Consider the following 24,621-nt stretch of genomic DNA (forward strand, 5'->3'; position numbering starts at 1 on the left):
GGCCCTCCGACCGTAGACGTCAGCGGGAGACGTCAGCGGCAGACGTTCAGGTCGTCCGGGTCGACGCCGTCGAGCCGGACGGCCAGCGCGTCGAGGCGTTCCCGCAGGTCGCGGATGTCGGCGAGGTCGAGGCCCGTCGCGGCGGCGATCCGGCGCGGTACCCCGCGGGCCTTCTCCTTCAGCGCGGTTCCCTCGGCGGTGGTCCGTACGGTGACGGACCTCTCGTCCTCGGGGCTGCGGCGCCGCTCGACGTACCCGGCCGCCTCCAGCCGCTTGAGCAGCGGTGACAGGGTGCCGGAGTCGAGCCGGAGGCGCTCGCCGATGCCCTTCACGGGCAGCTCGCCGTGCTCCCAGAGCACCAGCATCACGAGGTACTGGGGGTAGGTGAGCCCCAGCTCCTTGAGCGCCTCGCGGTAGACGCCGTTGAAGGCGCGGGTCGCCGCGTGCAGCGAGAAGCAGATCTGGTGGTCGAGCCGGAGGAAGTCCTCGTCCGGGACGGTGTCGAGCGTCTCCATGGCTCCAGGATACGCGAGGACAACTCACACGCGATTGAGTTGTGCACAACTAAATAGTGCGCTATCAATAGAGAGCCACCGCAGCACACCGCCTCCCGAGGACAGGAACGGAAACCATGGACGCGATCTACACCGCCGTCGCCACCGCCAACGGCCGCGAGGGCCGCGCCGTCAGCTCCGACGGCCACATCGACCTCCCCCTCGCCCACCCCCAGGCCCTCGGCGGCAACGGTCAGGGCACCAACCCCGAGCAGCTCTTCGCCGCCGGGTACGCGGCCTGCTTCGCCAGCGCGATGAACCTGGTCGCCCGCCAGGAGAAGATCGACATCTCCGACGCCTCGATCACCGCCGAGGTCTCCATCGGCAAGGACCCCGCGGACGGCGGCTTCGGCCTCGCGGTGATCATGCGCGCCGAGTTCCCGGACCACCTGCAGGGCGAGGCGGGCAAGTCCCTCCTGGAGAAGACCCACGCGTTCTGCCCGTACTCCAAGGCGACCCGCGGCAACATCAAGGTCGACCTCGTCGTCGAGTAGTTTTCTGTCGGTTCGCGTACGCCCCCGGTGGTCATCGACCCACCGGGGGCGTTCGCTTGTGGGTTTTTCCGTTCGGGCACGGGGGATTCGCCTGCCGTACGACGGGCAGTCATGGAACGGCCGCCGGGCGGTGGTTCACGGGCGCTCTCCTTGGGGCGCCCGTCGGCCGTCCACCCGGCCGCCGCACGCGCACCCCCACCCGTGCCCGTATCGACCCGGAGGAGAACTCCCCCATGGCCGACCTCGACCGTCGCCGGTTCCTTCAACTCGCCGGCGGCACCGCCGCGTTCACCATGCTGTCGGAGAGCATCGCGCGCGCCGCCGCCATTCCGGCGCAAGGCTCAAGCGGCACGATCCAGGACATCGAGCACATCGTCGTCCTGATGCAGGAGAATCGTTCCTTCGACCACTATTTCGGGTCGATGAAGGGTGTACGAGGCTTCGGCGACCCCCGCCCCGTCACCCTGCCCAGCGGAAAGTCGGTCTGGAACCAGGCGAGCGGCGGCAAGGTCACGCTGCCCTTCCGGCCGGAGAGCGCGAAGCTCGGCATGGAGTTCCTCCAAGGCCTCAACCACGACTGGGCGGGCGGCCAGAGCGCCTTCAACAAGGGCAAGTACGACAACTGGATCCCGGCCAAGACCCCGGCCACGATGGCGTACCTCACCCGTGAGGACATCCCCTTCCACTACGCGCTCGCCGACGCGTTCACGGTGTGCGACGCCTACCACTGTTCGTTCATCGGCTCGACCGACCCGAACCGCTACTACCTGTGGACCGGCCACACCGGCAACGACGGCACGGGCGGCGGCCCGGTCCTCAACAACGCCGAGGCGGGCTACGGCTGGAAGACGTACCCCGAGCGGCTCGAAGCGGCGGGGGTCTCCTGGAAGGTCTACCAGGACGTCGGCGACGGGCTGAACGCCGCCGGTTCCTGGGGCTGGATCAACGACGCCTACCGCGGCAACTACGGCGACAACTCCCTCCTCTACTTCAACACGTACCGCAACGCCCAGCCGGGCAACCCGCTGTACGACAAGGCCCGCACGGGCACGGACGCCAAGGCCGGCGAGGGCTTCTTCGACCGGCTGCGCGCCGACGTCCAGGGCGGGCGGCTGCCGCAGATCTCCTGGATAGCCGCCCCGGAGGCCTTCTCCGAGCACGCCAACTGGCCGGCGAACTACGGCGCCTGGTACATCTCGCAGGTCCTGGACGCGCTGACCTCGAACCCGGACGTGTGGGCCCGTACGGCCCTGTTCATCACCTACGACGAGAACGACGGCTTCTTCGACCACGTCGTCCCGCCGTACGTCCCCGGCTCCGCCGCGCAGGGTCTGTCCACCGTCGCGACCGGACTCGACCACTTCCCGGGGAAGACCGGCTACGTGGCCGGCCCGTACGGCCTCGGCCCGCGCGTCCCCATGATCGTCGTCTCGCCCTGGTCCACCGGCGGCTACACCTGCTCCGAGACCTTCGACCACACCTCGGTCATCCGCTTCATGGAGCAGCGTTTCGGCGTGCAGGAGCCCCAGATCTCGCCCTGGCGGCGGGCCGTCTGCGGCGACCTGACCTCCGCCTTCGACTTCACGCGGACGGACACCTCGGCGGCCGCCCTGCCGCCGACCGGCGGCTACTTCCCGCCGGACAGGAACCGTCACCCCGACTTCCCCGCCACCGCCCCGGCCACCGGCACGATGCCCCGCCAGGAGCGCGGCGCCAAGCCCACCCGCCCGCTGAAGTACGTCCCGTTCGTGGACGGCGCCGCCGACACCGCGGCGGGCAAGTTCCGCCTCACGTTCGGCGGCGGGCCTTCGGCGGGCGCGCAGTTCTACGTGACCTCGGCGAACCGCACGGACGCCCCGTGGACGTACACGACGGAGTCCGGCAAGTCGATCGCGGACACCTGGAACACCCAGTACTCCAAGGGCGTCACCGACCTCACGGTCCACGGCCCCAACGGCTTCGTCCGCCGCTTCCGCTCCCCCGGCAAGACGGCCGTCCCCGAGGTCGCGGCCCGCCACAACGCCACCACGGGCCGGCTGGACCTCACCTTCACCAACGCGGGCACGACCGCGACGGTGACCCTGACCAACGCCTACGGCGGCACCCCGACGACGCTCTCGGTCCCGAAGGGCGCCACGGTCACCCACACCGTCGACGTCGCCGCCGCCCACCACTGGTACGACGTCACCGTCACGTCCTCCGCGAGCACGGACTACGTCCGCCGTCTCGCGGGCCACGTGGAAACGGGCACGGCGAGCGTCACGGACCCGGCCATCCTGACGTACTGACCCTTCGCCGCCCCGCCCACCCGTCGAACGGGAGGGCGGGGCGGGCACGGGCATGGGTGGGACGGAGGCGGGGGCGGCCCCGCCCGTGCCCGCCTCCGCCGAGCACGCCGCCCCGGTGACCGTGATACTCGAAGGTGGGCACCTTGGCCCGGCATCCCGAGGAGGCACCAGCAGACCGACGGCCCCAAGGGACGCCCGACGAGGGATCGCACACTGCGAGGTGACTGTCATGAGCCAGCACACACCCACCGGAGGACAGGGGACCGCCGGCGCCGCGCCAGGGAAGGCGCACCGGTCCGGAGGCGGCGGCATCGCCGGCGGAGGCACCGTCTTCGCCGCGGTACTGATGTCGATTTCGGGCGTCCTGGCCATCCTCCAGGGCATCGCCGCCATCGCCGAGGACGACGTGTACGCCCGCGTCGGCAGTTACGTCTTCGAGTTCGACCTGACGAGCTGGGGCTGGATCCATCTCGTCCTCGGGATCGTCGTCACGCTGACCGGCGTGGGCCTCTTCATGCACGCCAACTGGGCGAGGGCGGTGGGCATCGGCGTGGCCGGACTCAGCATGATCGCCAACTTCCTCTGGCTGCCCTACCAGCCGTGGTGGGCGCTCACCCTCCTGGCGATCAACGTGTTCATCATCTGGGCGCTGTGCACCAGCTGGTCGCACACCACCGACTGACCCGGCGATCGACCCGGCGGTCGACCTGACCCTCAGATCGACCCGCCGATCGACCCGGACCTCACGCAGGCGTTCCGACGGCCGCTGCAAGGGCCAGACAGGAGGGCTCTCGATGCCCCGGAAGGCGACCACGGCGATGCGCGCGGCACGCCACGCCACCCCACAGGAACGCGCGGCGCTCGGCAAGAAGGCCCGGCGCCGCTCGCCGCGGTCGGGCCACGCCGTGTACCGTCCGTCCGGCGACCGGCCGGACCCGCTGACTATCCTGGAGGCGCAGTCGTCGACACGGGTCCCCGAGCTCGTCCCGATCCGCTACGGCCGCATGACGGAATCCCCGTTCCGCTTCTACCGCGGCGCTGCCGCGATCATGGCGTCCGACCTGGCCGGCACCCCCCGCTCGGGACTCACGGCCCAGCTGTGCGGGGACGCCCACATGCTGAACTTCCGCCTGCTCGCCTCACCGGAGCGACAGTTGATGTTCGACATCAACGACTTCGACGAGACGCTCCCGGGCCCGTGGGAGTGGGACGTCAAACGGCTGTCGGCGAGTTTCGTCATCGCCGCCCGGGCGAACGGTTTCGACGACGCGGAGCGCGCCCGCATCGTCAGGCGAACGGTCCGTGCCTACCGCGAGGCGATGATCCGCTTCGCGGGCATGCGGACCATCGACGTCTGGTACGCGAAGATCGACTCGGACCGCCTTGAGTCCCTGGTCACGGACGGGCTCCACAAGCGCGGGCGGAAGAGGCTGAGCCGCGCCTTGGCCAAGGCCCGCACCCGCGACAGCCTGCAGGCGTTCGACAGGCTCACCGAGACGGTCGACGGGCGGCCCGTGATCGCGGCGGATCCCCCGCTGCTCGTTCGGGCGGCCGACCTGATGCCCGACGTCGAGCGCAACGGCCTCGAAAAGCAGTTCCGCCGCCTGATCGAGCGGTACGGCGCCACCCTGCCGTCCGACCGGCGCACCCTCCTGGAGGACTACCGTCTGACGGACGTCGCCCGCAAGGTGGTCGGCGTCGGCAGCGTCGGAACCCGCTGCTGGATCTTCCTGCTCCTCGGCCGGGACGACCAGGACCCGCTCTTCCTCCAGGCCAAGGAGGCGGACACCTCGGTGCTCGCCCCGTACGTCGGCGCCAGCGCGTACCGCAATCAGGGCGAGCGCGTCGTCTCCGGCCAACGGCTGATGCAGGCGACCAGCGACATCCTCCTCGGCTGGGAACGCGTGGACGGGATCGACGGCAGGCGGCGCGACTTCTACGTGCGCCAGTTGCGCGACTGGAAGGGCATCGCCATGCCGGAGCAGATGCGCCCCCAGGACATGGAGGCCTTCGGCGACCTGTGCGGGCTCACACTGGCACGCGCGCACGCCCGGTCCGGCGACCGGATCGCGATCGCCGCGTACCTGGGCGGCGGCGACTCCTTCGACCGCGCGCTCGCGACCTTCGCGGAGCTCTACGCCGACCAGAACGAGCGCGACCACCAGGCCCTGGTCGACGCCGTGTCCGCGGGCCGGCTGCCCGCGGAGGAGCTGCCGTCGGCCTGACGGGAGCCGCCGGCCGGGTCAGGGCGTGAAGGGTGGACCGCCCTGCTCATCGCCCTCGGTCTCCAGGCTCCGCAGGCGCCTGCCCTCCTGGACGGCCCCCAGCAGGAACCGGGCCGCCACGCCGATCAGCAGGAAGTTGGCCGTCATCTGCCCCGTCGTCAGCAGCCGGGCGAGTTCGGTGCGCGGGCTGATGTCGCCGAAGCCGACCGTGCTGAACACGGTCATCGTGAAGTAGAGGGCATCGGTCCGGGACAGCGTCTCGGTGAAACTCTCGGGTGCGCTGCGCCCCAGCAGGTAGTAGGTCGCGGCGAAGAGCAGCACGAAGAACGGCAGCGCCGTCGCCACCGCCGCGATGGCCCGGAGTCCCGGGCGTGCGGAGCGCATGACCGTGCGCACCTGCCAGGCGATGAGCAGGGCCACCAGCAGGACGCCGCCGACGAGCACCGCCACGGTGCCCGCGCTGAAGGACGAGTCCAACGGCAACAGGTAGTAGGCGGCCAGAACGGCCGTCAGCGACAGGATCGCACGCACCGCGGTGAGCAGGGCCGACCGGCGGACCCCCGGATTCCCGTCCACGTTTCCCCTCTCGCTCGCACGCAGGGGCGTGACCGTGCCACGTCCCTGCCGGCGGGCGGTCACGGTCCCAGTCGGCCCCGGCACCGTGCGGCAGGCGCACCGGGAGGACACCGGTCCGGCGCAACCCGTAGTCCGCCGAGCGGGTGACCTGCCCGGTCCGGTTCCCGCCCGGAGTGCGGTGAGCGCTGCCGCGGCGCACGCTGGAGGCAATTCGTCTCGCCGGACCGCGGCTTTCCGAACGGCGGCCGCGGCCCGTCACGACCGGCAGGAGATCGGCGATGAAGGACTCGATGGTGAACCTGGCGGTGGACTACCCGCTGCTGAACATGTTCTGGACCATGCTGATGATCTTCCTGTGGATCCTCTGGTTCATGCTGCTGTTCCGCATCATCGGCGACATCTTCCGCGACGACGAGCTCGGCGGCTGGGGCAAGGCGGGGTGGACCGCCTTCGTCATCCTGCTGCCGTTCCTGGGCGTGTTCGTCTACCTGATCGCCCGCGGACGCTCCATGGGCGAGCGCGAGCTGAACCGAGTCCGCCAGAACGAGGAGCAGTTCCGCACCTACGTGCGCGACACCGCCGGGAGCGGCGGCAGCCAGGCGGACGAACTGGCCCGGCTCGCCGAGCTCAAGAACAGCGGTGCGATCACGGAGGCGGAGTTCGCGCAGGCCAAGGCCAAGGTCCTCGCGAGCTGACCGGGTCCGGCCGGAGCACCGAAGCACGACACAGGCGCGGGGTGCGCGCCCGTGATCCTCGACCTGCTCCTCACCGGCCTGGCGATCACGCTCTACCCCTTGCCGGTCATGGCGTTCGTGCTGGTCGTGTCCGCGCCCCGCGGGGTGTACAAGGGGCTGGCCTTCATCGTCGCCTGGCTCGCCTGCCTGGTGGCCGTGATCGCCATGGTCCTGGTCTTCACGGGCGGGAATCCGCCCGCGCCCCGCTCCGCGCCCTCGCTCGCGGCGCTCGTGGCCACGCTGGTCATCGGCGTGAGCCTGATCCTCTACAGCGAGCACAGGCGTCGCCGAAGCCGCGGTGACATGGCCCTCTCCCCCCTCTCCCTCCCGCTCCACCTCCTCTCCCTCGTCCTCGTCGGCCGAGGGTGAGGAGCGGTCCACCGGTTCCGGGCGCCAGGGGCAGTTCACCTCCGCCATGGGATGTCGGATCCACCATCCGGGATCAGAATGGGCGATACGTGACATTCATCCCGAATCGGAGACACCCCATGAAGGATCTCAAGTTCGAGCAGAAGCGCTCGATGTCGCGCCTCGAAGCGGCCGACCAGCTCACGGCGCTCGCGGCGGCACTGAGGGAAGGCGGGGAGGTCGACCTGGAATTCGGCCTCGGGACGCTGACCCTGAACATTCCCGAGGACCTCCGCACCGAGTTCGAGGTCGAGGTCGGCAGCGGGGAGATCGAGCTGGAGATCGAGTTCAAGTGGCCGACCGCACGGAGCCGGAAGGCCCGGGAGGCGGAACCGGAGAGGAAGTCCGCACCGGCCGAGAAGGCTCCGGCCGCGGAACCGGCGAAGGCCGCGCCGAGGAGGAAGAGCGCGCCCACGAGGGCCGGTCGTACCGGCGCCGGTACGAAGAAGAGCAGCGCCGGTACGAAGAAGAGCACGAGCGCCAGGCCGCCCGCCGCGAAGAAGGCCTGAGCGAAGCCGAGGGAGGGCCGTCCATGGCGGAGACCGACGCCCGACCCGTGGAGTCCGACAGCGGGGAGCAGCCCCTGGAGGCGGACCGGCTGCGCGATCTGCTCCTCGCTCCCGGCTATCTCAAGATCCTCGCCTTCTCCGCCGTCGTCGGCGTCCCGGTCTCGCTCGTCGCGTTCTGGTTCCTCGCCGGACTGCACAAGCTCGAACACCTCGTGTGGGCGGACCTGCCGCACGGGCTGGGCTGGGACGCCCCGCCGTGGTGGTGGCCGCTCCCCCTGCTCCTGGTCGCGGGAGTGGTCGTCGGACTGGTCGCCGCCCGACTGCCCGGTGGCGGCGGGCAGGTCCCCGCGTCCGGCCTCCACGCCGGCGGGGCCGCGCCGGTCACGCTGCCGGGTGTCCTGATCGCCGCCACCGCGAGCCTGCCGCTGGGCGCCGTGCTGGGGCCGGAGGCACCGCTGATCGCCCTGGGCGGCGGCCTGGCCCTGCTCTTCCGCGACCTCACACGGGGTCCGGCGACCCCGCGGACCACGGCGCTGCTGGGCGCGGCCGGAGCCGCGGCCGCCATCGCGGCGATCTTCGGCAACCCGCTGATCGCCGCGGTGCTCCTGATGGAGGTGGCCGGGGCCGGCGGGCCACAGCTGTTCGCGGTCATGCTTCCCGCCCTGCTGTCCAGCGGCGTCGGGGCCCTCGTCTTCACCGGCTTCGGGAACTGGACGGGTCTGGAGACGGGCAGCCTCAGCCTCCACCTGCCCATGCCCTTCCCCCGTTTGGACGCGGGGGACGTGCTCTGGACGATTCCGCTCGCCGTCGCCGTCGCCGTCCTCCTGCACCCGGTCCTGGCGGTCGCCCGGCGGATCGCCGCCCTCGTCTCCAAGGGAGTGATCGGCCGCACCACGCTGTGCGCCGTCGCGGCGGCGGCCTGCGCGGCCCTCTACGCCCTGATCACCGGCCGCACCCCGACGGACGTCGCCCTGTCGGGCCAGGCCACCCTGGGCGAGCTGGCCGCCGACCCACACGCCTGGGGGGTGGGGGCGCTGGTCGCCGTCCTGCTCTTCAAGGGGACCGCGTACGCCCTCTGCCTGGGCAGCCTGCGCGGCGGCCTGGTCTTCCCCGCCCTCTTCCTGGGAGCCGCCGCCGGGGTCCTCCTGGCCCCGCTGCCCGGCCTGGGCCTGGTCCCGGCCCTGGCGGGCGGGATGGCGGCCGCCACGGCAGCCACCCTGCGACTGCCGGTCAGCAGCGTGGTCCTGGTCGCCCTCCTGCTGGGCGGCACGGCGATGATGCCCGTCGTGATCCTCGCGGCGGTGATCGCCTTCGTCATCACGGAACTGCTGCCGAGGGATGCTGCATCCGCATGACGTGAGCCTTCGGACCGGAACCGCTACGTGCCGGGCACCCGGTACTGGACTCGTTCGACTTGACGCATGCCAACTCGACCTAGCACATGGGATGTCCGAGGCTCACGGGGACGCTCGTCCACAGCTACGGAACCACGGTCGGAAACGTTGCTCGGTCGCCTTGCGGGGCCGTGACGCGCACACCCAGGTCACCGACCTGCGCAATCGGCTCAAGGCCATCCGCGACGACGCCGTCAAGGAATTCGGCATGGTGTGCGGCGTGTCACATACAGGGCCCCTGGGATCCCCGTGGGATCATCGTCGTGGTTTCACCCCCCGTCCCCTCTGAAACCCCAGGTCAAGCAGGTTCAGGCCCGGTGAGGCAGACCAAGGGCACCCGCCTCGCTGCGGGGAGGCGAGCGCCACACGCGGAACCACCCCTTCAGGGGCGTTTCCGCAGGTCAGAACGTTTTTCTTCGGTGGGGCGGGTGGGACTCGAACCCACGGCCGACGGATTATGAGTCCGCTGCTCTAACCGGCTGAGCTACCGCCCCGTACGGTGAGGCGCGTACATGTGTGCGCGCCGTCTGCCGCAGCATAGCCGCTCATACGATCTCCTGCTCCGGAAGATCGGCTCTGCTCGACCATGAAGACCGCGCCGCGCGCCGCATGGTTCCCCGAGACGCGAAAAAGGACCCCGAAGGGTCCTCTTTCGTTCCGCTCCCCCGACTGGACTCGAACCAGTAACCCTCCGGTTAACAGCCGAATGCTCTGCCAATTGAGCTACAGGGGATCGCGCTCCCCCGACTGGACTCGAACCAGTAACCTGCCGGTTAACAGCCGGCTGCTCTGCCAATTGAGCTACAGGGGATTGCTGCGTTGCACCGAACGTACCCAGTCCGGCTGAACCGGGAGGGCGCTCGCTCGCTGCGAGACATACATTAGCGCAAGCAGGGGGGTGCTCCGCCAATCGGTATCGCCGCGGGCACCGCCTGGGCATCGCGGTGCATCAGGGAAGCTCTCCAGGGAAGGTGGTGGCCATGCGATACAAGCTGACGTTCGTCGTAGGACTCGCCCTCGGTTACGTGGTCGGCACGCGAGCCGGACGCGAGCGCTACGAGCAGATGAAGAAGTCCGCGAGGGAGTTCGCGCAGAACCCGGCCGTGCGCAACGCCGCCGAGTCCGCCGCCCAGACCGGGCGGCAGGTCGCGGGCAAGGCCGCGCACGCCGTGGGCGACAAGGTGGGCGACCGGCTGCCGTCCTCCGTGACCGACCGGTTCCAGGCGCTGCGCGGGCGCGGCGCGGCCAACGGGAAGGTCGAGGAAGACGAGTGGGGCACCAGCAACACCTGAACCGCCCCGCGTGCGGCAGAATCATGTGTCATGGGGATAGTCGCAGGACTCGACAGCTCAGCGGAGTTCACACGCATCGTCGTCTGTGACACGGACACGGGTGCCGTACTGCGGCAGGGATACGCCCCTCACCCGGGCGAACCCAAGGCCGTGGACGTCGACCCGCAGACCTGGCTGCTCTCGCTCGGGGAGGCCGCCACCGGCGGGCTCCTGGAGGGCGTGCAGGCCATCGGCGTGTCCGCGCAGCAGCACGGACTCGTACCGCTCGACGCGCAGGGCGGCCTGGTGCGGCCCGCGCTCGTCCGCAACGACAAGCGGGCCCAGGTCGCCGCCGCCGACCTCGTCGAATCCCTCGGCGGACGTCAGGCCTGGGCCGAGGCCGTCGGCTCCGTGCCCGGAGCCGGGCAGCCGGTCGCCAAGCTGCGCTGGCTGGCCCGTACCGAACCCGAGCACGCCCGGCGGATCGCGATGGTCCTCCAGCCGCACGACTGGCTGGTGTGGCAGCTCCTCGGCCGTCCCGCCCGGCGCACCACCGACCGCGGCGCCGCCTCCGGCACCGGCTACTGGTCGGCCCGCACCGGCACGTACCGCCCCGACCTCGTCGAGCTGGCCCTCGGCCACCAGGCCGTGCTGCCCGAGGTCCTCGGCCCGGCCGACGCGGCCGGCACCACGCCCGAGGGGCTCCTCATCTCCGCCGGTACGGGCGAGACGATGGCCGCCGCGCTGGGCCTCGGGCTCGGCCCCGGCGACGCGGTGGTCTCGCTCGGCGCCTCCGGCTCCGTGATGGCCGTCCACCACGAGGCCCTCGCCGATCCCGGCGGCATGATCACCTCCTTCGCCGACGCCACCGGCATGCACCTGCCCGTCGTCCACACCTCCAACGCGGTACGGGCGCTGCGCGGCACCGCCGAGATGTTGGGCGTCGACTCCCTCGAAGAGCTGTCCGCGCTGGCCCTGAAGTCGACGCCGGGAGCCTCCGGGCTCGTCCTGCTGCCCTATCTGGAGGGCGAGCGGACCCCGAACCTGCCGCACACCGCGGGCACGCTCAGCGGGCTGCGGCGCGAGTCGATGAAGCCCGAGCACCTGGCGCGGGCGGCGTTCGAGGGCATGCTCTGCGCGCTCACCGACGCCATGGACGTGCTGCGCGGGCGGGGCGTCGAGGTGCGCCGGGTCTTCCTGCTCGGCGCCGCGGCGGCCCTTCCGGCGGTGCAGGCGCTCGCGCCCGCGCTGTTCGGCGCGCAGGTCGTCGTCCCCCAGCCGGCCGATTACGCGGCGCTCGGTGCGGCGCGGCAGGCCGCCTGGGCGCTCGGGGTGGCGCGGGGCACGCTGTCGCCTTCGACTCCCCCGGCCTGGCAGGGCGCGGCCGCGCAGATCCTGGAGCCGGGCGAGGACCTGTCCGCGGGCCAAGCGGTCCGGCAGCAGTACGCGGCGACCCGGGACCAGCTCCACCCGGGTGCGTTCGGTTCGTGACCCCGCCCCGGCCCCGGCCCCGTACGTCGGGCGTCCGTTCGTAAAGTCTTCCCCAGGCCTCGTCCCGCACCCCAAAACCGAGTCGTAACGTCCTGGGCGTGCGGGCGATAGTGGAGCCGTGCTCATAAGACTTCTCCGAACCCACCTCGGGCCCTATCGAAAACCCATCGCACTGCTCGTGCTGCTGCAGTTCCTGCAGACCTGCGCGAGCCTCTACCTGCCGACCCTGAACGCGGACATCATCGACAACGGTGTCGTCGACGGGGACACCGGATACATCCTGCGCTTCGGCGCCCTGATGGTCGGCGTCTCCGTCGTCCAGGTCGTCTGCAACATCGGGGCCGTGTTCTACGGCGCCCGCACCGCGTCCGCGCTCGGCCGGGACGTGCGTGCCGCGGTCTTCGACCGGGTGCAGTCGTTCTCCGCGCGGGAGCTGGGGCACTTCGGCGCGCCCTCGCTGATCACCCGCACGACCAATGACGTGCAGCAGGTCCAGATGCTGGTCCTGATGGCGTTCACCCTGATGGTCTCCGCGCCCATCATGTGTGTCGGCGGCATCGTGATGGCCCTCGGCCAGGACGTGCCGCTCTCGGGCGTGCTGCTCGCCGTGGTGCCGGTCCTCGCGATCTCGGTCTCCCTGATCGTCCGGAAGATGCGGCCGCTCTTCCGGACGATGCAGGAGCGGCTGGACACGGTGAACCGGGTGCTGCGCGAGCAGATCACCGGCAACCGGGTGATCCGGGCGTTCGTGAAGGACGAGTACGAGGAGGAGCGGTTCCGCGGCGCCAACGCGGAGCTGACCGATGTGTCGATGGCGACCGGCCGGCTGATGGCGCTGATGTTCCCGGTCGTGATGACCGTCGTGAACATCTCCAGCGTGGCGGTCGTCTGGTTCGGCGCGCACCGCATCGACAGCGGTGGGATGCAGATCGGCGCGCTGACCGCGTTCCTCGCCTATCTGATGCAGATCGTGATGGCGGTCATGATGGCCACCTTCATGTTCATGATGGTGCCGCGGGCCGAGGTCTGCGCCGAGCGCATCGAGGAGGTCCTCGCGACCGAGTCCAGCGTGGTGCCGCCGGTGAAGCCGGTGACCGAGCTCGACCGGCGGGGGCATCTGGAGGTCCGGAGCGCGGACTTCCGGTACCCGGGCGCGGAGGAGTCCGTCCTCAAGGAGGTCGGGCTGGTCGCCCGGCCCGGTGAGACGACCGCGATCATCGGCTCGACCGGCAGCGGCAAGTCGACCCTGCTCGGCCTCGTGCCCCGGCTCTTCGACGCGACCGGTGGTGAGGTGCTCGTCGACGGCGTCGACGTGCGTGAGCTCGACCCGACGCTGATGGCGAAGACCGTGGGACTCGTGCCCCAGAAGCCGTACCTCTTCTCGGGGACGGTGGCGACGAACCTCCGGTACGGAAAGCCCGACGCGACCGACGAAGAGCTCTGGCACGCCCTTGAGGTCGCCCAGGCCACCGACTTCGTCCGCGGGCTCGAAGCCGGCCTGAACGCGCCCATCGCACAGGGCGGCACCAACGTCTCCGGCGGGCAGCGGCAGCGGCTCGCCATCGCGCGGACCCTGGTGCAGCGCCCGGAGATCTATCTCTTCGACGACTCGTTCTCCGCGCTCGACTACGAGACGGACGCCCTGCTCCGGGCGGCACTCGCCCGGGAGACGGCGGACTCGACGGTCGTGATCGTCGCCCAGCGGGTCTCCACCATCCGGGAGGCCGACCGGATCGTCGTCCTCGACGAGGGCCGTGTCGTCGGCACCGGACGGCACCAGGAGCTGATGGCGGACAACGAGACGTACCGGGAGATCGTCCTCTCCCAGCTCACCGAGGCGGAGGCAGCCTGATGGCCGGTCCTGGCGGACGCATGATGGCCGGTGGCGGCCCCGACCAGCGGTCGATGGACTTCAAGGGCTCGGGCAAGCGGCTGCTGAAGCAGCTGGCGCCCGAGCGCGGTGCGCTCTGGGTGATGCTGATCGCCGGTGTGCTGTCGGTGGCGGCCTCCGTGGTCGGCCCGAAGATCCTCGGCAAGGCGACCGACCTCGTCTTCGCGGGCGTCATCGGGCACCAGTTCGAGAGCGGCACGAAGGCGGAGGCGATCGAGCAGGTGCGGGCCGGGGGTGACTCCGGCATGGCGGACATGCTGACCGGGGTCGACTTCACGCCGGGGCAGGGGATCGACTTCTCCGCCGTCGGCGACGTGCTGCTCGTTGTCCTCGGCGTGTACGTGGCGGCGGGCCTGCTGATGCTGGTCTCCACCCGGATGTCGATCAAGGTGATCAACCGGACGGTCTACCGGATGCGGGAGGACGTCCAGACGAAGCTGGCGCGGCTCCCCCTGTCCTACTTCGACAAGGCCAAGCGCGGCGAGGTGCTGTCGCGGGCGACCAACGACATCGACAACATCTCGCAGACCCTCCAGCAGTCGATGGGCCAGCTGATCAACTCGCTGCTCACCATCGTCGGCGTGCTCGCGATGATGTTCTGGATCTCCCCGCTGCTCGCGCTCGTGGCGCTGGTGACGGTGCCGGTCTCGGTCTTCGTCGCGGCGAAGATCGGCAAGCGCTCGCAGCCGCACTTCGTGCAGCAGTGGAAGTCCACGGGCACGCTCAACGCGCACGTGGAGGAGATGTACAGCGGGCACAACCTGGTGAAGGTCTTCGGCCGGCAGGAGGAGTCCGCGAAGGACTTCCGCGAGCAGAACGAGGCGCTGTACGAGGCCGGGTTCAAGGCCCAGTTCAACAGCGGCGTGATGCAGCCGGTGATGTTCTTCCTCTCGAACATAAATTACGTCCTGGTGGCCGTGGTCGGCGGTCTGCGGGTGGCGAGCGGCACGCTCTCCATCGGTGACGTCCAGGCTTTCATCCAGTACTCGCGCCAGTTCTCGATGCCGCTGACGCAGGTCGCGTCGATGGCCAACCTGGTGCAGTCGGGCGTCGCCTCGGCCGAGCGGATCTTCGAGCTGCTCGACGCCGAGGAGCAGGAGCCGGACGCACCGGCCGACGAGCTGGGGGCATCCCCGGCCGACGGCTGGCGGACGGCCGACCTCAAGGGGAAGGTCGCCCTGGAGGGCGTCTCCTTCCGCTACGAGGCCGACAAGCCGCTCATCGAGGACCTGTCGCTCACGGTGGAGCCGGGCCAGACGGTCGCGATCGTCGGCCCGACGGGCGCCGGCAAGACGACCCTGGTGAACCTGCTCATGCGGTTCTACGAGGTGACGGGCGGCCGGATCACCCTCGACGGGGCGGACATCGCCAAGATGTCCCGGGAGCAGCTGCGGACCGGGATCGGCATGGTCCTCCAGGACACCTGGCTGTTCGGCGGCACCATCGCGGACAACATCGCGTACGGCGCCACGCGCGCGGTGACCCGGGCGGAGATCGAGGAGGCGGCGCGGGCCGCCCACGCCGACCGGTTCGTCCGCACCCTGCCCGACGGCTACGACACGGTCATCGACGACGACGGGGCGGGGGTCAGCGCGGGCGAGAAGCAGCTGATCACCATCGCGCGGGCGTTCCTGTCCGACCCGGTGATCCTCGTCCTCGACGAGGCCACCAGCTCGGTCGACACCCGTACCGAGGTCCTCATCCAGAAGGCGATGGCCCGACTGGCCCACGGGCGTACGTCGTTCGTGATCGCGCACCGGCTCTCCACGATCCGGGACGCGGACGTGATCCTGGTGATGGAGAACGGCTCGATCGTCGAACAGGGCACGCACGAGGAGCTGTTGTCGTCCGGCGGGGCCTACGCCCGTTTGTACGCGGCACAGTTCGCGCAGGCGGTCGCGGAGGTCGACTGAACGGGCATGTGACCCATGCCGCATGATGTGCGGCATGGGTCACACAACCGAGAGTTCCTGGGTGCCGTCGGTACCCCTGCGGGTGGACGTCGAGGGTACGGAGCTGGCGGCTCTGCTGCTGGGTGCGGACGGCCGGGTCCGGGGCGACGCGGACATGGTCTTCGAGGGTCAGCCGGTCCATCCCTCCGGCGCGGTCCGGCACGAACCGGCTTCGCTGGTCATCGAGTTGGGCGCGGTGGAGGCGACCGTCGAACGGATCGTCGTCGCCGGGTCGGCGGGCGCCGGTGTCCTGTCGGCGATCGCGCCGAACGGGGATGCGGTGGCCTCGTGCACGGTGACGGGCGCGCCGGACGCGGCGGCCGTCGCCTTCGCCGAGTTCTTCCGGGAGTCGGGCGGCTGGAAGTTCACACGGATCGGCCAGGGGTACGCCTCCGGGCTCGCCGGGCTCGTCACGGAGTACGGCGTCGAGGTGGAGGGCTACGAGCCGGAGACGGCCGTCGCCGGTCCCGTACCGCTGACCGGGGTGGCGAAGGTGCCGGGCCAGGCGCCGCCCAGGGAGGGCGCGCCCGCCGTCGGGGAACCGGTCGGGGCGCCCGCCGCCGCGGGCCCGGTCGGGGCGCCCGCCGCCGCGAGGCCGTTCCCGCCGGCCGACCGGCCGTACGAGCTCGTCGAGGGCTGGGAGTTCGGCCCCGTCTTCGAACCTCTCGTCGCCGAGGGCTTCGGCAATGACGTGATCGCCCTCGACGACCGGGTCGGGGACGGCCCCGTCCTCGTCGAGGTCGCGCAGGAGGGCCGAGGGTACCTGGGCCTCTTCACACTCGACCGGCGCAACAAGGACGAGAGCGACTTCCTCCTCAACGACCTCCTGCCCGAGTTCCGGGGCAGCACGTTCGCCCAGGTTCCCAAGGGCAGGCCGCTGCGCATGCGGCTCGACGCCGAGAACCGCTGGATCCTGCGGGTGAAGCCCCTCGCCGCCGCCCGCCGTCTTGAGGGAACGCTGCACGGCTACGGCCCCGAGCTGCTTCTCTACCTCGGCAATGGGGCGGACCTCCGGGTGGACGTCCAGGGCAGCCCTGAGGACGGCCGCGGCTATGCCGGCATCCAGAGCTACGAGGTCGAGGGCCGCACCGGTGGAGGTCTGCCCCACATGGACCTGCTCCTCAACGAGATCGGGCCGCTCCGGCAGACCGTCCCGGTCCCGCGGGGGCCGCAGCTGCTGCACCTGCGCGCCGAGGGATCGTGGACGTTCACCGTCAAGGAGCTGGACTAGTCCAGATAGCCCCGCAGTTGGTCCGCGTACGCGTGGTCCCGGAGTTTGCTGAGGGTCTTGGACTCGATCTGGCGGATGCGTTCGCGGGTCACGCCGAAGAGGCGTCCTATCTCCTCCAGGGTGCGGGGCCTGCCGTCGTCGAGGCCGTAGCGGAGCTGGACGACCTTGCGTTCGCGTTCGCCGAGGGTGGAGAGGACGTCCTCCAGGTGGCGTCGGAGCAGCAGGAAGGCGGCGGACTCGACGGGTGAGGCGGCGTCGCCGTCCTCGATGAGGTCGCCGAGGGCGACGTCGTCCTCTTCGCCGACGGGGGCGTGCAGGGAGACCGGTTCCTGGGCGAGGCGGAGGACCTCGCCGACCCGCTCGGGGGCCAGGTCCAGCTGGGCGGCGACTTCGTCGGCGGTGGGTTCGTAGCCGCGTTCCTGGAGCATGCGGCGCTGGACGCGGATGACCCGGTTGATGAGTTCGACGACGTGCACGGGGACGCGGATGGTCCGGGCCTGGTCGGCGAGGGCCCGGGACATCGCCTGGCGGATCCACCAGGTGGCGTACGTGGAGAACTTGTAGCCGCGCGCGTAGTCGAACTTCTCGACGGCCCTGATGAGGCCGAGGTTGCCCTCCTGGACGAGGTCCAGCATGGTCAGGCCGCGGCCCACGTACCGTTTGGCGACGGAGACGACGAGGCGGAGGTTGGCCTCGATCAGCTTGCGCTTGGCGATCCGTCCCAGGACGACGAGCCGGTCCAGGTCGCCCGCCAGCCGGGAGTCCAGGTCGGGGGTGTTGGCGAGTTTCTCCTCGGCGAACAGGCCCGCCTCGACGCGGCGGGCGAGTTCGACCTCCTCCTCGGCGGTGAGCAGCGGGATGCGGCCGATCTCGCGGAGGTACTGGCGGAAGAGGTCGGACGAGGGGCCGTTGCCGCCTGGATCGGGGCGTCGGCGCTGGGGCGGGACCACTGTCTCCTCCGCGGCCTCGGCGGGTTCTGCCTGGTCCTGCGACACGGTCTGGGTCTGCACGGCGGGCGACCTCCAGGGGGGTGATCGCTGCCGGTCCGGGGGCGTAGGGCAGCGGGACGACACCGCTACCCAGTGTGGGGTACGACACAGTGCACCCACGAGGGGCGTGCGGTGACTTTTTGAGACCGGGGCGTGACTGACCGTGCGTCAGAGGGCGGCGGCGCCGTTGTTCCGCAGGGACTGGCCGTACTGGGTGAGGACCCAGAGTTCGTTCTGGACGGCGGCGGCCTGTTCGGGGTCGCCCTGGGCGCCGAGGCGGGCCAGGGTGCCCTGGACGTCGCGGATGCGGCGGTCGACGGCGCGGAGGCGGACGGTGACGAGCTGGTCGCCGGCGTAGGCCTCATCGACGTTCTTGGCGAAGATCGTCTCGACGGCGAGTTCGGTGACGAGGGCGCGCACGGTGTCGTTGGGCGCGGCCTCGCGGACGGTGTCGAGGTAGTCGGAGGGGGCTCCGGTGGCGCCGCCGGCATCGTGGACGCACTGGCGGACGGCCGCGTACGGCGGGGCGGTGAACTCGTCCGCGCCGTAGGCGTCGAAGGCCGGGGAGACGAGTTCGGGGCGCTGGAGGGCGAGCTTGAGGAGTTCGCGCTCGGTGCGGTGGGCGGGGCTGCGCAGGTTGAGCGCGGGCCCGGAGGACGCCGTGGCCGGGGCTCCGGTGTCGTAGCCGCGCTGCGGGGTCTGCTGCTGCGCGGGGCCCTTGCCGCCGCGGTCGCGGGCCCAGCGGGCGAGCTGGGCGACCCGCTTGACGACGAACTGGGTGTCGAGGATGCCGAGCATGCCGGCGAGTTGGACGGCGACCTCGTGCTGCGCGCCGATGTTCTTGATGCGGGCGACGACGGGGGCGGCCTCGTCGAGGGCGGCGGCGCGCCCGGCCGGGGTCTCCAGGTCGTAGCGCTTCACGATCTGGCGGAGGGCGAACTCGAAGAGCGGGGTGCGGGGCTCGGCCAGTTCCGCGACGGCCGCGTCGCCCTTGGCGAGCCGCAGGTCGCAGGGGTCCATGCCGTCGGGGGCGATGGCGATGTACGTCTCGGCGGCGAACTTCTGGTCGTCCTCGAAGGCGCGCAGGGCGGCCTTCTGGCCGGCGGCGTCGCCGTCGAAGGTGAAGATGACCCGGGCCGAGCCGTTGTCCATGAGGAGCCGACGGAGGATCTTGATGTGGTCGCCGCCGAAGGCGGTGCCGCAGGTGGCGATGGCGGTGGTGACCCCGGCGAGGTGGCAGGCCATGACGTCGGTGTAGCCCTCGACGACGACGGCCCGGCTGACCTTGGCGATGTCCTTCTTGGCCAGGTCGATGCCGTAGAGCACCTGGGACTTCTTGTAGATCGGGGTCTCGGGGGTGTTGAGGTACTTGGGCCCGTTGTCGTCGTCGCGGAGCTTGCGCGCGCCGAAGCCGACGATCTCGCCGCCGACATCCTTGATCGGCCACATGAGGCGGCCGCGGAAGCGGTCGATGGGGCCGCGGCGGCCGTCCTGGGAGAGCCCGGAGAGGATCAGTTCCTTGTCGGAGAAGCCCTTGCCGCGCAGGAAGCGGGTGAGGTGGTCCCAGCCGGCCGGGGAGTAGCCGACGCCGAAGTGCGCGGCGGCGGCCTGGTCGAAGCCGCGCTCGGCGAGGAACTTGCGGCCGATCTCGGCCTCGGGCGAGTCGAGTTGGTCGATGTAGAACTGGGCGGCGACCTTGTGGGCCTCGACCAGGCGGATGCGCTCTCCGCGCTGGTGGCCGGGGTTGTAGCCGCCCTCCTCGTACCGCAGGGTGATGCCCGCCTTGGCGGCGAGGCGCTCGACCGTCTCCGAGAAGGAGAGGTGGTCGATCTTCATCACGAAGGCGATGGTGTCGCCGCCCTCCTGGCAGCCGAAGCAGTGGAAGAGTCCCTTGCTGGGGCTGACCTGGAAGGAGGGCGACTTCTCGTCGTGGAAGGGGCAGAGACCCTTGAGGTTTCCGCCGCCCGCGTTGCGGAGCTGGAGGTACTCGGACACGACGGCGTCGATCGGGACCGCGTCCCGGACCGCCTTCACGTCGTCATCGTTGATCCTGCCTGCCACGCATGAAGTCTACGGGTGACTCACCCCGATCAGATCAGGCTCTCCAGGGGCACGGAGGCGTCGGCGAGGGCGTCCGGGTCCACGGCCGTACGGGCCCGGATGAGCTGCTGGATGGGATCTGTGACGTCCCACACATTCACGTTCATCCCGGCGAGGACCCGGCCGTCCTTGAGCCAGAAGGCGATGAACTCGCGCTTGCCGGTGTCGCCGCGGACCACGACCTGGTCGTACGTGCCGGGGGGCGCCCAGCCGGAGTACTCCATGCCCAGGTCGTACTGGTCGGAGAAGAAGTAGGGGACGCGGTCGTAGGAGACGTGCTGCCCGAGCATGGCGCGGGCGGCGGCCGGGCCGCCGTTGAGGGCGTTGGCCCAGTGCTCGACGCGGAGCCTGGTGCGCAGCAGCGGGTGGTGGGCGGCCGCCACGTCGCCGGCGGCGTAGACGTCGGGGTCGGAGGTGCGCAGGGACTCGTCGACGGCGATGCCGCCGCCGTCGGCCCGGTCGACGAGGGCGAGCCCGGAGTTCTCGGCGAGGGCGGTGCGGGGGGCGGCGCCGATCGCGGCGAGCACGGCGTGCGCCGGGTGTTCCTCGCCGTCGTCGGTGCGGACGGCGAGGACCATGCCGTCCTGGCCGACGATCTCGGTGAGGCGGGCGCCGAAGTGGAAGCGGACGCCGTGGTCGGTGTGGAGGTCGGCGAAGAGCTGGCCGAGCTCGGGGCCGAGGACCCGGTGGAGCGGGGTGGGGTCGGCCTCGACGACGGTGACCTCGGCGCCGTAGCCGCGGGCGGCGGCGGCTACCTCCAGGCCGATCCAGCCGCCGCCGGCGATCACCAGGTGGCCGTTGTCCCGGCCGAGGGAGGCGAGGACCTGGCGGAGCCGGTCGGCGTGGGCGAGCCGGCGCAGATGGTGGACGCCGGCCAGCTCGGTGCCCGGGACGTCGAGGCGGCGCGGTTCGGCGCCGGTGGCGAGGAGCAGCTTGTCGTAGCGGATGACGGTGCCGTCGCCGAGGCGCACGGTGCGGGCCTCGCGGTCGACGGCGGTGACGGACTGCCCGAGGTGCAGCTCGATGTCGTGGCCCGCGTACCAGGCCGCCTCGTGGACGAAGACGCTGTCGCGTTCCTTGGCGCCGGTGAGGTAGCCCTTGGAGAGGGGTGGGCGCTCGTAGGGGTGGTCGCGTTCGTCGCCGATGAGGATCACCCTGCCGTTGAACCCCTCTGCGCGCAGGGTCTCCGCCGCTTTGGCCCCTGCCAGGCCCCCGCCGACGATGACAAAGGTCTGATCTGCGTCGACCACGTCGTTTCCTCCTCTTTGCGACCGCTTCCAACCTACGCCCCCGGGCGTTCGTCGGACCGTTCCGCCTCGGGGCGTGCATGCGAGCGTCCCGCACGGACGGTGGTGACGGAAGAGGGCGACTCGGGAGTGGTCAGGAGTGGTGGGGGCGGAGGCCGGCGTGGAGGGCGCGGGCGGAGGCGTCGGTGAGGGAGGCGATCTGGTCGACGATGACGCGCTTGCGGGCCCGGTCGTCGCGGGCCTGGTCGAACAGGGAGCGGAACTGGGGTTCGAGTCCGTCGGGGGCGCGGGCGACGAGGGCCTCGGCGAGTTCGGCGACGACGATGCGCTGGTCGGCGCGGAGGGCCTCCTGCTGGGGGCGCTGCATCACGTACCGGTCGGCGACGGCCTTGAGGACCGCGCACTCGTTACGGGTCTCCCGGGGGACGACGAGTTCGGCGCCGTAGCGGGTGAGGCGGCCCGATCCGTACGCCTGGCGGGTGGCGCCCTCGGCGGCGAGGCAGAAGCGGCCGATGAGCTGGCTGGTGGCGTCCTTGAGGCGGGCCTGTGCGACGGCCGAGCCGTCGTAGCCGTGCGGCCACCACTCCTGGTCGACGAGCCGGTCGAGGGCCTCGGCGAGCTCCTGCGGGTCGGTGTCCTCGGGGACGTAGCGGCCGATGGCGACGGCCGCGATGTCGGCGCGCTCGGGCTCGGCGAGGAGGAGGTTGGGGTCGATGTGCCCGGCGTGCAGGCCGTCCTCGAAGTCGTGGACCGAGTAGGCCACGTCGTCGGACCAGTCCATGACCTGGGCTTCGAAACACTTGCGGTCGGCGGGGGCGCCGCGCCTGATCCATTCGAAGACGGGCAGGTCGTCCTCGTACACGCCGAACTTGGACGAGCCGGGGTCCTCGGGGTGTCCGCCGCGCGGCCACGGGTACTTGGTGGCGGCGTCGAGGGTGGCGCGGGTGAGGTTGAGCCCGACGCTGACGAGGTCGCCGTCGGCGTCCTTCACGAAGCGCTTGGGCTCGATGCGGGTGAGGAGGCGGAGCGACTGGGCGTTCCCCTCGAAGCCGCCGCAGTCCTTGGCGACGTCGTTGAGCGCCTGCTCGCCGTTGTGCCCGAAGGGCGGGTGGCCCATGTCGTGGGAGAGGCAGGCGGCCTCGACGAGGTCCGGGTCGCAGCCGAGTGCGGCGCCGAGCTCCCGGCCGACCTGGGCGCACTCCAGGGAGTGGGTGAGCCGCGTGCGAGGGCTGGCGTCCCAGGCGTGGCCCCGGGTGCCGGGGGTGACGACCTGGGTCTTGCCGGCGAGCCTGCGGAGGGCGGCGGAGTGCAGCACGCGGGCGCGGTCGCGCTGGAAGGCGGTGCGTCCGGGGCGTTTGTCGGGCTCGGCGGCCCAGCGGTCGGTCGCGGCGGAGTCGTAGCCGGGGGTGTCGGTGGCGTCGGCGATCTCGGTGATGTCGGTGATGTCCGGGCTGCCCTTGGTGTCTGCGCTGTCTGCGATGCCTTCCATGCACCGAAGGTAACCGGAGGGACCGACAGAAGCGCTCAGACGGCGGCGAGTTCCCGCGCGCGGGTGGTCGTCCGGAGAGCCGTGTCGTAGCGGTGCAGGACCAGGCGGGCGAGGGCCGGGTGGGCGCCGAGGGGGGCGGAGGCGATCCAGGGGGCGTGGGCGGCGGCGCGGGTGGCGAAGAGGCCGGGGGCGGTGAAGCAGGAGGCGACGGCGACCCGGTGGCGTCCCCGGGCGGCGAGGGCGCGGACGGCCTCGGACACGGTGGGGGCGGCGGCGGAGGCGTACGCGGGGACGACGGGGACTCCGCCGAGCCGCTCGCCGAGCAGGGCCGCGATGCGGCGGAGCTCGGCGCCGGAGCGGGGGTCGCGGGACCCGGCGGAGGCCAGGACGACCCCGGCGGCGCCGGAGGTCCCGTCCTCGGGGGTCCAGCCGGCGTCCGCGAGCCGGTCGGCGAGGGCCTCGACGAGCAGCGGGTGCGCACCGAGTGGCTCGGCCACGCGGGCGCGGAGTCCGGGCACGGCGGCGAGGGCGGCGGGCAGGTCGTGGGTGACGTGGTGCCCGGGGGCGAAGAGCAGGGGGACGAGCAGGGCGTCGCGGCCCTCGGCGGCGAGCTCGGTGAGGGTGGCGTCGAGCAGCGGGGCGTTCAGCTCGATGTGCGCGAGCCGTACGTCGAGCCCGGGCCGCAGTTCGCGGACGCGTTCGAGGAGGCGGCCGAGGGTGGCGCGGGCGCGGAGGTCCCGGCTGCCGTGGCCGACGGCGACGAGGGTGGGTGCGGTCATGGGCGGTCTCGGCGGCGGGAGGTGGCCGAGCTGCTCACCGAGCTGCTCGGTGATCCTGCCGAGCAGCCCGGCGGCGGTGGCGTACGTGCTGTCCGGCTCCGTCATGCACCGATCCTGCGGGTCGCAGGTTGCCTGCCCGTTGCGCGGGGGTCACGACTGTTTTCCGTGCCCTCACGTGGGTGTTTCCGTGACCTCACGCGCGTGCCCCGCCGGATGTCAGGCATCCGGCGGGGCACGCGGTGTCAGGCGTCGAGCCAGACGCGGAGCGGGCCGGCCTCCTGGAATCCGGCGGCGAGGGCGGCGGTCAGGTCGTCTCCGGACTCGTAGCCGACGACCGGGCGGTCGTCGGGGACGGCGGCGAGGACGCCCGCCCACACGAAGGACTGGGGGGTGTCACCGGTGGTGAAGACGTTGGAGACGCCGGTGACGCGGGCGCTCGCGCTGAGGACGGCCCCGCCCAGGATCGTGCCGTCGGCCGCCCGGCCCACGAGCACGGTGGTCGCGGGGTCGTCGAGGAGTTCGGGGCGGAAGAGGGCCGCTTCGTCGGCGTCGCCGTCGCTCCAGGCGAGGGCCCAGGCGGCGAGCTCCTCCGGGGTGCGGACGGCGCTGTGTCCCGCGGTGACCGGGAGGCCCGGGAGGCCCGCCGGGCGGTGGATCCAGCTGGCCTCGAAGAGGAGACGGAAGCCCTCGGCCGCGAGGTCGAGGCGGGCGTAGCTGTCCTTCACCGAGGCACCGGGGGTGGTGCGGTCGATGCCGTTCAGGACGTCCTTGACGTCCGCGTCCTCGGTCAGCGTCACCGCGTCCGGGTAGTAGAGCGGGGTGCGGCGGGTGCTGGTCCAGGCGCGGGGGCCGAAGGTGCCGGGGTGGCCGTGGGCGGCACACATGGCCTGGCACCACTCGGCGTTGTTGCGGACGGCATCGATGATCATGCGCGGATCGTACGGGCGGTTCTTCTTTTCCTCTCCTCATTTCTTCCACTCTTCCGCTTCACGGAATATC

At 71.4% G+C, this 24,621-nt stretch carries 21 protein-coding genes and 3 tRNA genes; 13 read left to right on the forward strand and 11 right to left on the reverse strand.

What is annotated here, in order from left to right:
- Nucleotides 1–32: 32 nt before the first annotated feature.
- A complete protein-coding gene (locus tag OG514_RS05895; protein WP_266891582.1) occupies nucleotides 33–515 on the reverse strand; it encodes a MarR family winged helix-turn-helix transcriptional regulator in 483 nt (160 codons plus the stop codon).
- A 116-nt stretch (nucleotides 516–631) separates the two neighbouring features.
- Here OG514_RS05895 and OG514_RS05900 point away from each other — a divergent pair, with 116 nt between their 5' ends.
- From OG514_RS05900 to OG514_RS05915, 4 genes are all read left to right on the forward strand, one after another.
- Nucleotides 632–1,048, forward strand: coding sequence for an organic hydroperoxide resistance protein (locus tag OG514_RS05900; protein ID WP_189829493.1), 417 nt, complete (start codon nucleotides 632–634; stop codon nucleotides 1,046–1,048).
- A 233-nt stretch (nucleotides 1,049–1,281) separates the two neighbouring features.
- Nucleotides 1,282–3,336 (forward strand): phosphocholine-specific phospholipase C, encoded by a 2,055-nt coding sequence (locus OG514_RS05905; RefSeq protein WP_266891586.1) that lies wholly within the window; start codon nucleotides 1,282–1,284, stop codon nucleotides 3,334–3,336.
- A 229-nt stretch (nucleotides 3,337–3,565) separates the two neighbouring features.
- Nucleotides 3,566–4,018, forward strand: a complete 453-nt coding sequence (locus OG514_RS05910) for a hypothetical protein (RefSeq protein WP_266891588.1) — start codon at nucleotides 3,566–3,568, stop codon at nucleotides 4,016–4,018.
- Nucleotides 4,019–4,130: 112 nt separating this feature from the next.
- Nucleotides 4,131–5,561, forward strand: a complete 1,431-nt coding sequence (locus tag OG514_RS05915) for a DUF2252 domain-containing protein (RefSeq protein WP_266891590.1) — start codon at nucleotides 4,131–4,133, stop codon at nucleotides 5,559–5,561.
- Nucleotides 5,562–5,579: 18 nt separating this feature from the next.
- Here the strand turns inward: OG514_RS05915 and OG514_RS05920 are convergent, their stop codons facing one another.
- A complete protein-coding gene (locus tag OG514_RS05920; RefSeq protein WP_266891591.1) occupies nucleotides 5,580–6,137 on the reverse strand; it encodes a potassium channel family protein in 558 nt (185 codons plus the stop codon).
- Nucleotides 6,138–6,415: 278 nt separating this feature from the next.
- Between OG514_RS05920 and OG514_RS05925 the strand changes: the two genes are divergently transcribed.
- The 4 genes from OG514_RS05925 to OG514_RS05940 all read left to right on the forward strand — a co-directional run bounded on the left by OG514_RS05925 (nucleotide 6,416) and on the right by OG514_RS05940 (nucleotide 9,143).
- Nucleotides 6,416–6,832, forward strand: a complete 417-nt coding sequence (locus OG514_RS05925; RefSeq protein WP_266891592.1) for an SHOCT domain-containing protein — start codon at nucleotides 6,416–6,418, stop codon at nucleotides 6,830–6,832.
- Nucleotides 6,833–6,883: 51 nt separating this feature from the next.
- Nucleotides 6,884–7,240 carry a GAP family protein gene (locus OG514_RS05930; protein WP_266891593.1) on the forward strand — a complete coding sequence of 119 codons (357 nt, stop codon included), beginning with the start codon at nucleotides 6,884–6,886 and terminating at the stop codon, nucleotides 7,238–7,240.
- Between the two features lie 119 nt (nucleotides 7,241–7,359).
- Nucleotides 7,360–7,788, forward strand: coding sequence for an amphi-Trp domain-containing protein (locus tag OG514_RS05935; protein WP_266891594.1), 429 nt, complete (start codon nucleotides 7,360–7,362; stop codon nucleotides 7,786–7,788).
- Nucleotides 7,789–7,811: 23 nt separating this feature from the next.
- On the forward strand, nucleotides 7,812–9,143 hold the full coding sequence (locus OG514_RS05940; protein WP_266891596.1) for a chloride channel protein: 1,332 nt from the start codon (nucleotides 7,812–7,814) through the stop codon (nucleotides 9,141–9,143).
- A 459-nt stretch (nucleotides 9,144–9,602) separates the two neighbouring features.
- Here OG514_RS05940 and OG514_RS05945 read toward each other — a convergent pair.
- From OG514_RS05945 to OG514_RS05955, 3 genes are all read right to left on the reverse strand, one after another.
- Nucleotides 9,603–9,676: transfer RNA gene (locus OG514_RS05945), tRNA-Ile, on the reverse strand.
- Between the two features lie 166 nt (nucleotides 9,677–9,842).
- Nucleotides 9,843–9,915: transfer RNA gene (locus tag OG514_RS05950), tRNA-Asn, on the reverse strand.
- 5 nt (nucleotides 9,916–9,920) lie between these two features.
- A tRNA-Asn gene (locus OG514_RS05955) sits at nucleotides 9,921–9,993 on the reverse strand.
- Between the two features lie 169 nt (nucleotides 9,994–10,162).
- Between OG514_RS05955 and OG514_RS05960 the strand changes: the two genes are divergently transcribed.
- The 5 genes from OG514_RS05960 to OG514_RS05980 all read left to right on the forward strand — a co-directional run bounded on the left by OG514_RS05960 (nucleotide 10,163) and on the right by OG514_RS05980 (nucleotide 17,018).
- Complete coding sequence (locus OG514_RS05960; RefSeq protein WP_266891598.1) at nucleotides 10,163–10,474, forward strand: YtxH domain-containing protein; 312 nt, start codon at nucleotides 10,163–10,165, stop codon at nucleotides 10,472–10,474.
- Between the two features lie 30 nt (nucleotides 10,475–10,504).
- Nucleotides 10,505–11,944: an FGGY family carbohydrate kinase gene (locus OG514_RS05965; RefSeq protein ID WP_266891600.1), complete on the forward strand. Its 1,440-nt coding sequence runs from the start codon at nucleotides 10,505–10,507 to the stop codon at nucleotides 11,942–11,944.
- A 118-nt stretch (nucleotides 11,945–12,062) separates the two neighbouring features.
- Nucleotides 12,063–13,796, forward strand: coding sequence for an ABC transporter ATP-binding protein (locus OG514_RS05970; protein WP_266891601.1), 1,734 nt, complete (start codon nucleotides 12,063–12,065; stop codon nucleotides 13,794–13,796).
- Nucleotides 13,796–15,748, forward strand: a complete 1,953-nt coding sequence (locus OG514_RS05975) for an ABC transporter ATP-binding protein (protein ID WP_266891602.1) — start codon at nucleotides 13,796–13,798, stop codon at nucleotides 15,746–15,748. The genes OG514_RS05970 and OG514_RS05975 overlap by 1 nt, the downstream gene beginning before the upstream one ends.
- 34 nt (nucleotides 15,749–15,782) lie before the next feature.
- On the forward strand, nucleotides 15,783–17,018 hold the full coding sequence (locus OG514_RS05980) for a TerD family protein (protein WP_266891604.1): 1,236 nt from the start codon (nucleotides 15,783–15,785) through the stop codon (nucleotides 17,016–17,018).
- On the opposite strand, the gene OG514_RS05985 is transcribed toward OG514_RS05980, so the two are convergent.
- The 6 genes from OG514_RS05985 to OG514_RS06010 form a co-directional block, all read right to left on the reverse strand.
- Entirely contained in the window at nucleotides 17,015–17,968 is a 954-nt protein-coding gene (locus OG514_RS05985; protein ID WP_266900762.1) for an RNA polymerase sigma factor, read from the reverse strand. The two genes, OG514_RS05980 and OG514_RS05985, sit on opposite strands and share 4 nt — an antisense overlap.
- Before the next feature lie 207 nt (nucleotides 17,969–18,175).
- Nucleotides 18,176–20,068 (reverse strand): DNA primase, encoded by a 1,893-nt coding sequence (gene dnaG, locus OG514_RS05990; protein ID WP_266891606.1) that lies wholly within the window; start codon nucleotides 20,066–20,068, stop codon nucleotides 18,176–18,178.
- 29 nt (nucleotides 20,069–20,097) lie between these two features.
- Nucleotides 20,098–21,357: an NAD(P)/FAD-dependent oxidoreductase gene (locus OG514_RS05995; protein ID WP_266891608.1), complete on the reverse strand. Its 1,260-nt coding sequence runs from the start codon at nucleotides 21,355–21,357 to the stop codon at nucleotides 20,098–20,100.
- A gap of 130 nt (nucleotides 21,358–21,487) precedes the next feature.
- Nucleotides 21,488–22,843, reverse strand: coding sequence for a deoxyguanosinetriphosphate triphosphohydrolase (locus tag OG514_RS06000; RefSeq protein WP_266891610.1), 1,356 nt, complete (start codon nucleotides 22,841–22,843; stop codon nucleotides 21,488–21,490).
- Nucleotides 22,844–22,878: 35 nt separating this feature from the next.
- Entirely contained in the window at nucleotides 22,879–23,727 is an 849-nt protein-coding gene (locus tag OG514_RS06005) for a sirohydrochlorin chelatase (RefSeq protein WP_266891612.1), read from the reverse strand.
- A 137-nt stretch (nucleotides 23,728–23,864) separates the two neighbouring features.
- On the reverse strand, nucleotides 23,865–24,551 hold the full coding sequence (locus OG514_RS06010) for a hypothetical protein (RefSeq protein WP_266891614.1): 687 nt from the start codon (nucleotides 24,549–24,551) through the stop codon (nucleotides 23,865–23,867).
- Between the last annotated feature and the right edge of the window lie 70 nt (nucleotides 24,552–24,621).

Origin of the sequence: Streptomyces sp. NBC_00572, from assembly GCF_026341815.1 — a bacterium.
Lineage (GTDB): Bacteria > Actinomycetota > Actinomycetes > Streptomycetales > Streptomycetaceae > Streptomyces.

Excerpts from the sequence above, each read along its gene's own strand:
- OG514_RS05895 (WP_266891582.1), bottom strand. The coding sequence starts at position 515 with ATGGAGACGCTCGACACCGTCCCGGACGAGGACTTCCTCCGGCTCGAC.
- OG514_RS05900 (WP_189829493.1), top strand. The coding sequence starts at position 632 with ATGGACGCGATCTACACCGCCGTCGCCACCGCCAACGGCCGCGAGGGC.
- OG514_RS05905 (WP_266891586.1), top strand. The coding sequence starts at position 1,282 with ATGGCCGACCTCGACCGTCGCCGGTTCCTTCAACTCGCCGGCGGCACC.
- OG514_RS05910 (WP_266891588.1), top strand. The coding sequence starts at position 3,566 with ATGAGCCAGCACACACCCACCGGAGGACAGGGGACCGCCGGCGCCGCG.
- OG514_RS05915 (WP_266891590.1), top strand. The coding sequence starts at position 4,131 with ATGCCCCGGAAGGCGACCACGGCGATGCGCGCGGCACGCCACGCCACC.
- OG514_RS05925 (WP_266891592.1), top strand. The coding sequence starts at position 6,416 with ATGAAGGACTCGATGGTGAACCTGGCGGTGGACTACCCGCTGCTGAAC.
- OG514_RS05935 (WP_266891594.1), top strand. The coding sequence starts at position 7,360 with ATGAAGGATCTCAAGTTCGAGCAGAAGCGCTCGATGTCGCGCCTCGAA.
- OG514_RS05940 (WP_266891596.1), top strand. The coding sequence starts at position 7,812 with ATGGCGGAGACCGACGCCCGACCCGTGGAGTCCGACAGCGGGGAGCAG.
- OG514_RS05960 (WP_266891598.1), top strand. The coding sequence starts at position 10,163 with ATGCGATACAAGCTGACGTTCGTCGTAGGACTCGCCCTCGGTTACGTG.
- OG514_RS05965 (WP_266891600.1), top strand. The coding sequence starts at position 10,505 with ATGGGGATAGTCGCAGGACTCGACAGCTCAGCGGAGTTCACACGCATC.
- OG514_RS05975 (WP_266891602.1), top strand. The coding sequence starts at position 13,796 with ATGGCCGGTCCTGGCGGACGCATGATGGCCGGTGGCGGCCCCGACCAG.
- OG514_RS05980 (WP_266891604.1), top strand. The coding sequence starts at position 15,783 with ATGGGTCACACAACCGAGAGTTCCTGGGTGCCGTCGGTACCCCTGCGG.
- OG514_RS06000 (WP_266891610.1), bottom strand. The coding sequence starts at position 22,843 with ATGGAAGGCATCGCAGACAGCGCAGACACCAAGGGCAGCCCGGACATC.
- OG514_RS06005 (WP_266891612.1), bottom strand. The coding sequence starts at position 23,727 with ATGACGGAGCCGGACAGCACGTACGCCACCGCCGCCGGGCTGCTCGGC.
- OG514_RS06010 (WP_266891614.1), bottom strand. The coding sequence starts at position 24,551 with ATGATCATCGATGCCGTCCGCAACAACGCCGAGTGGTGCCAGGCCATG.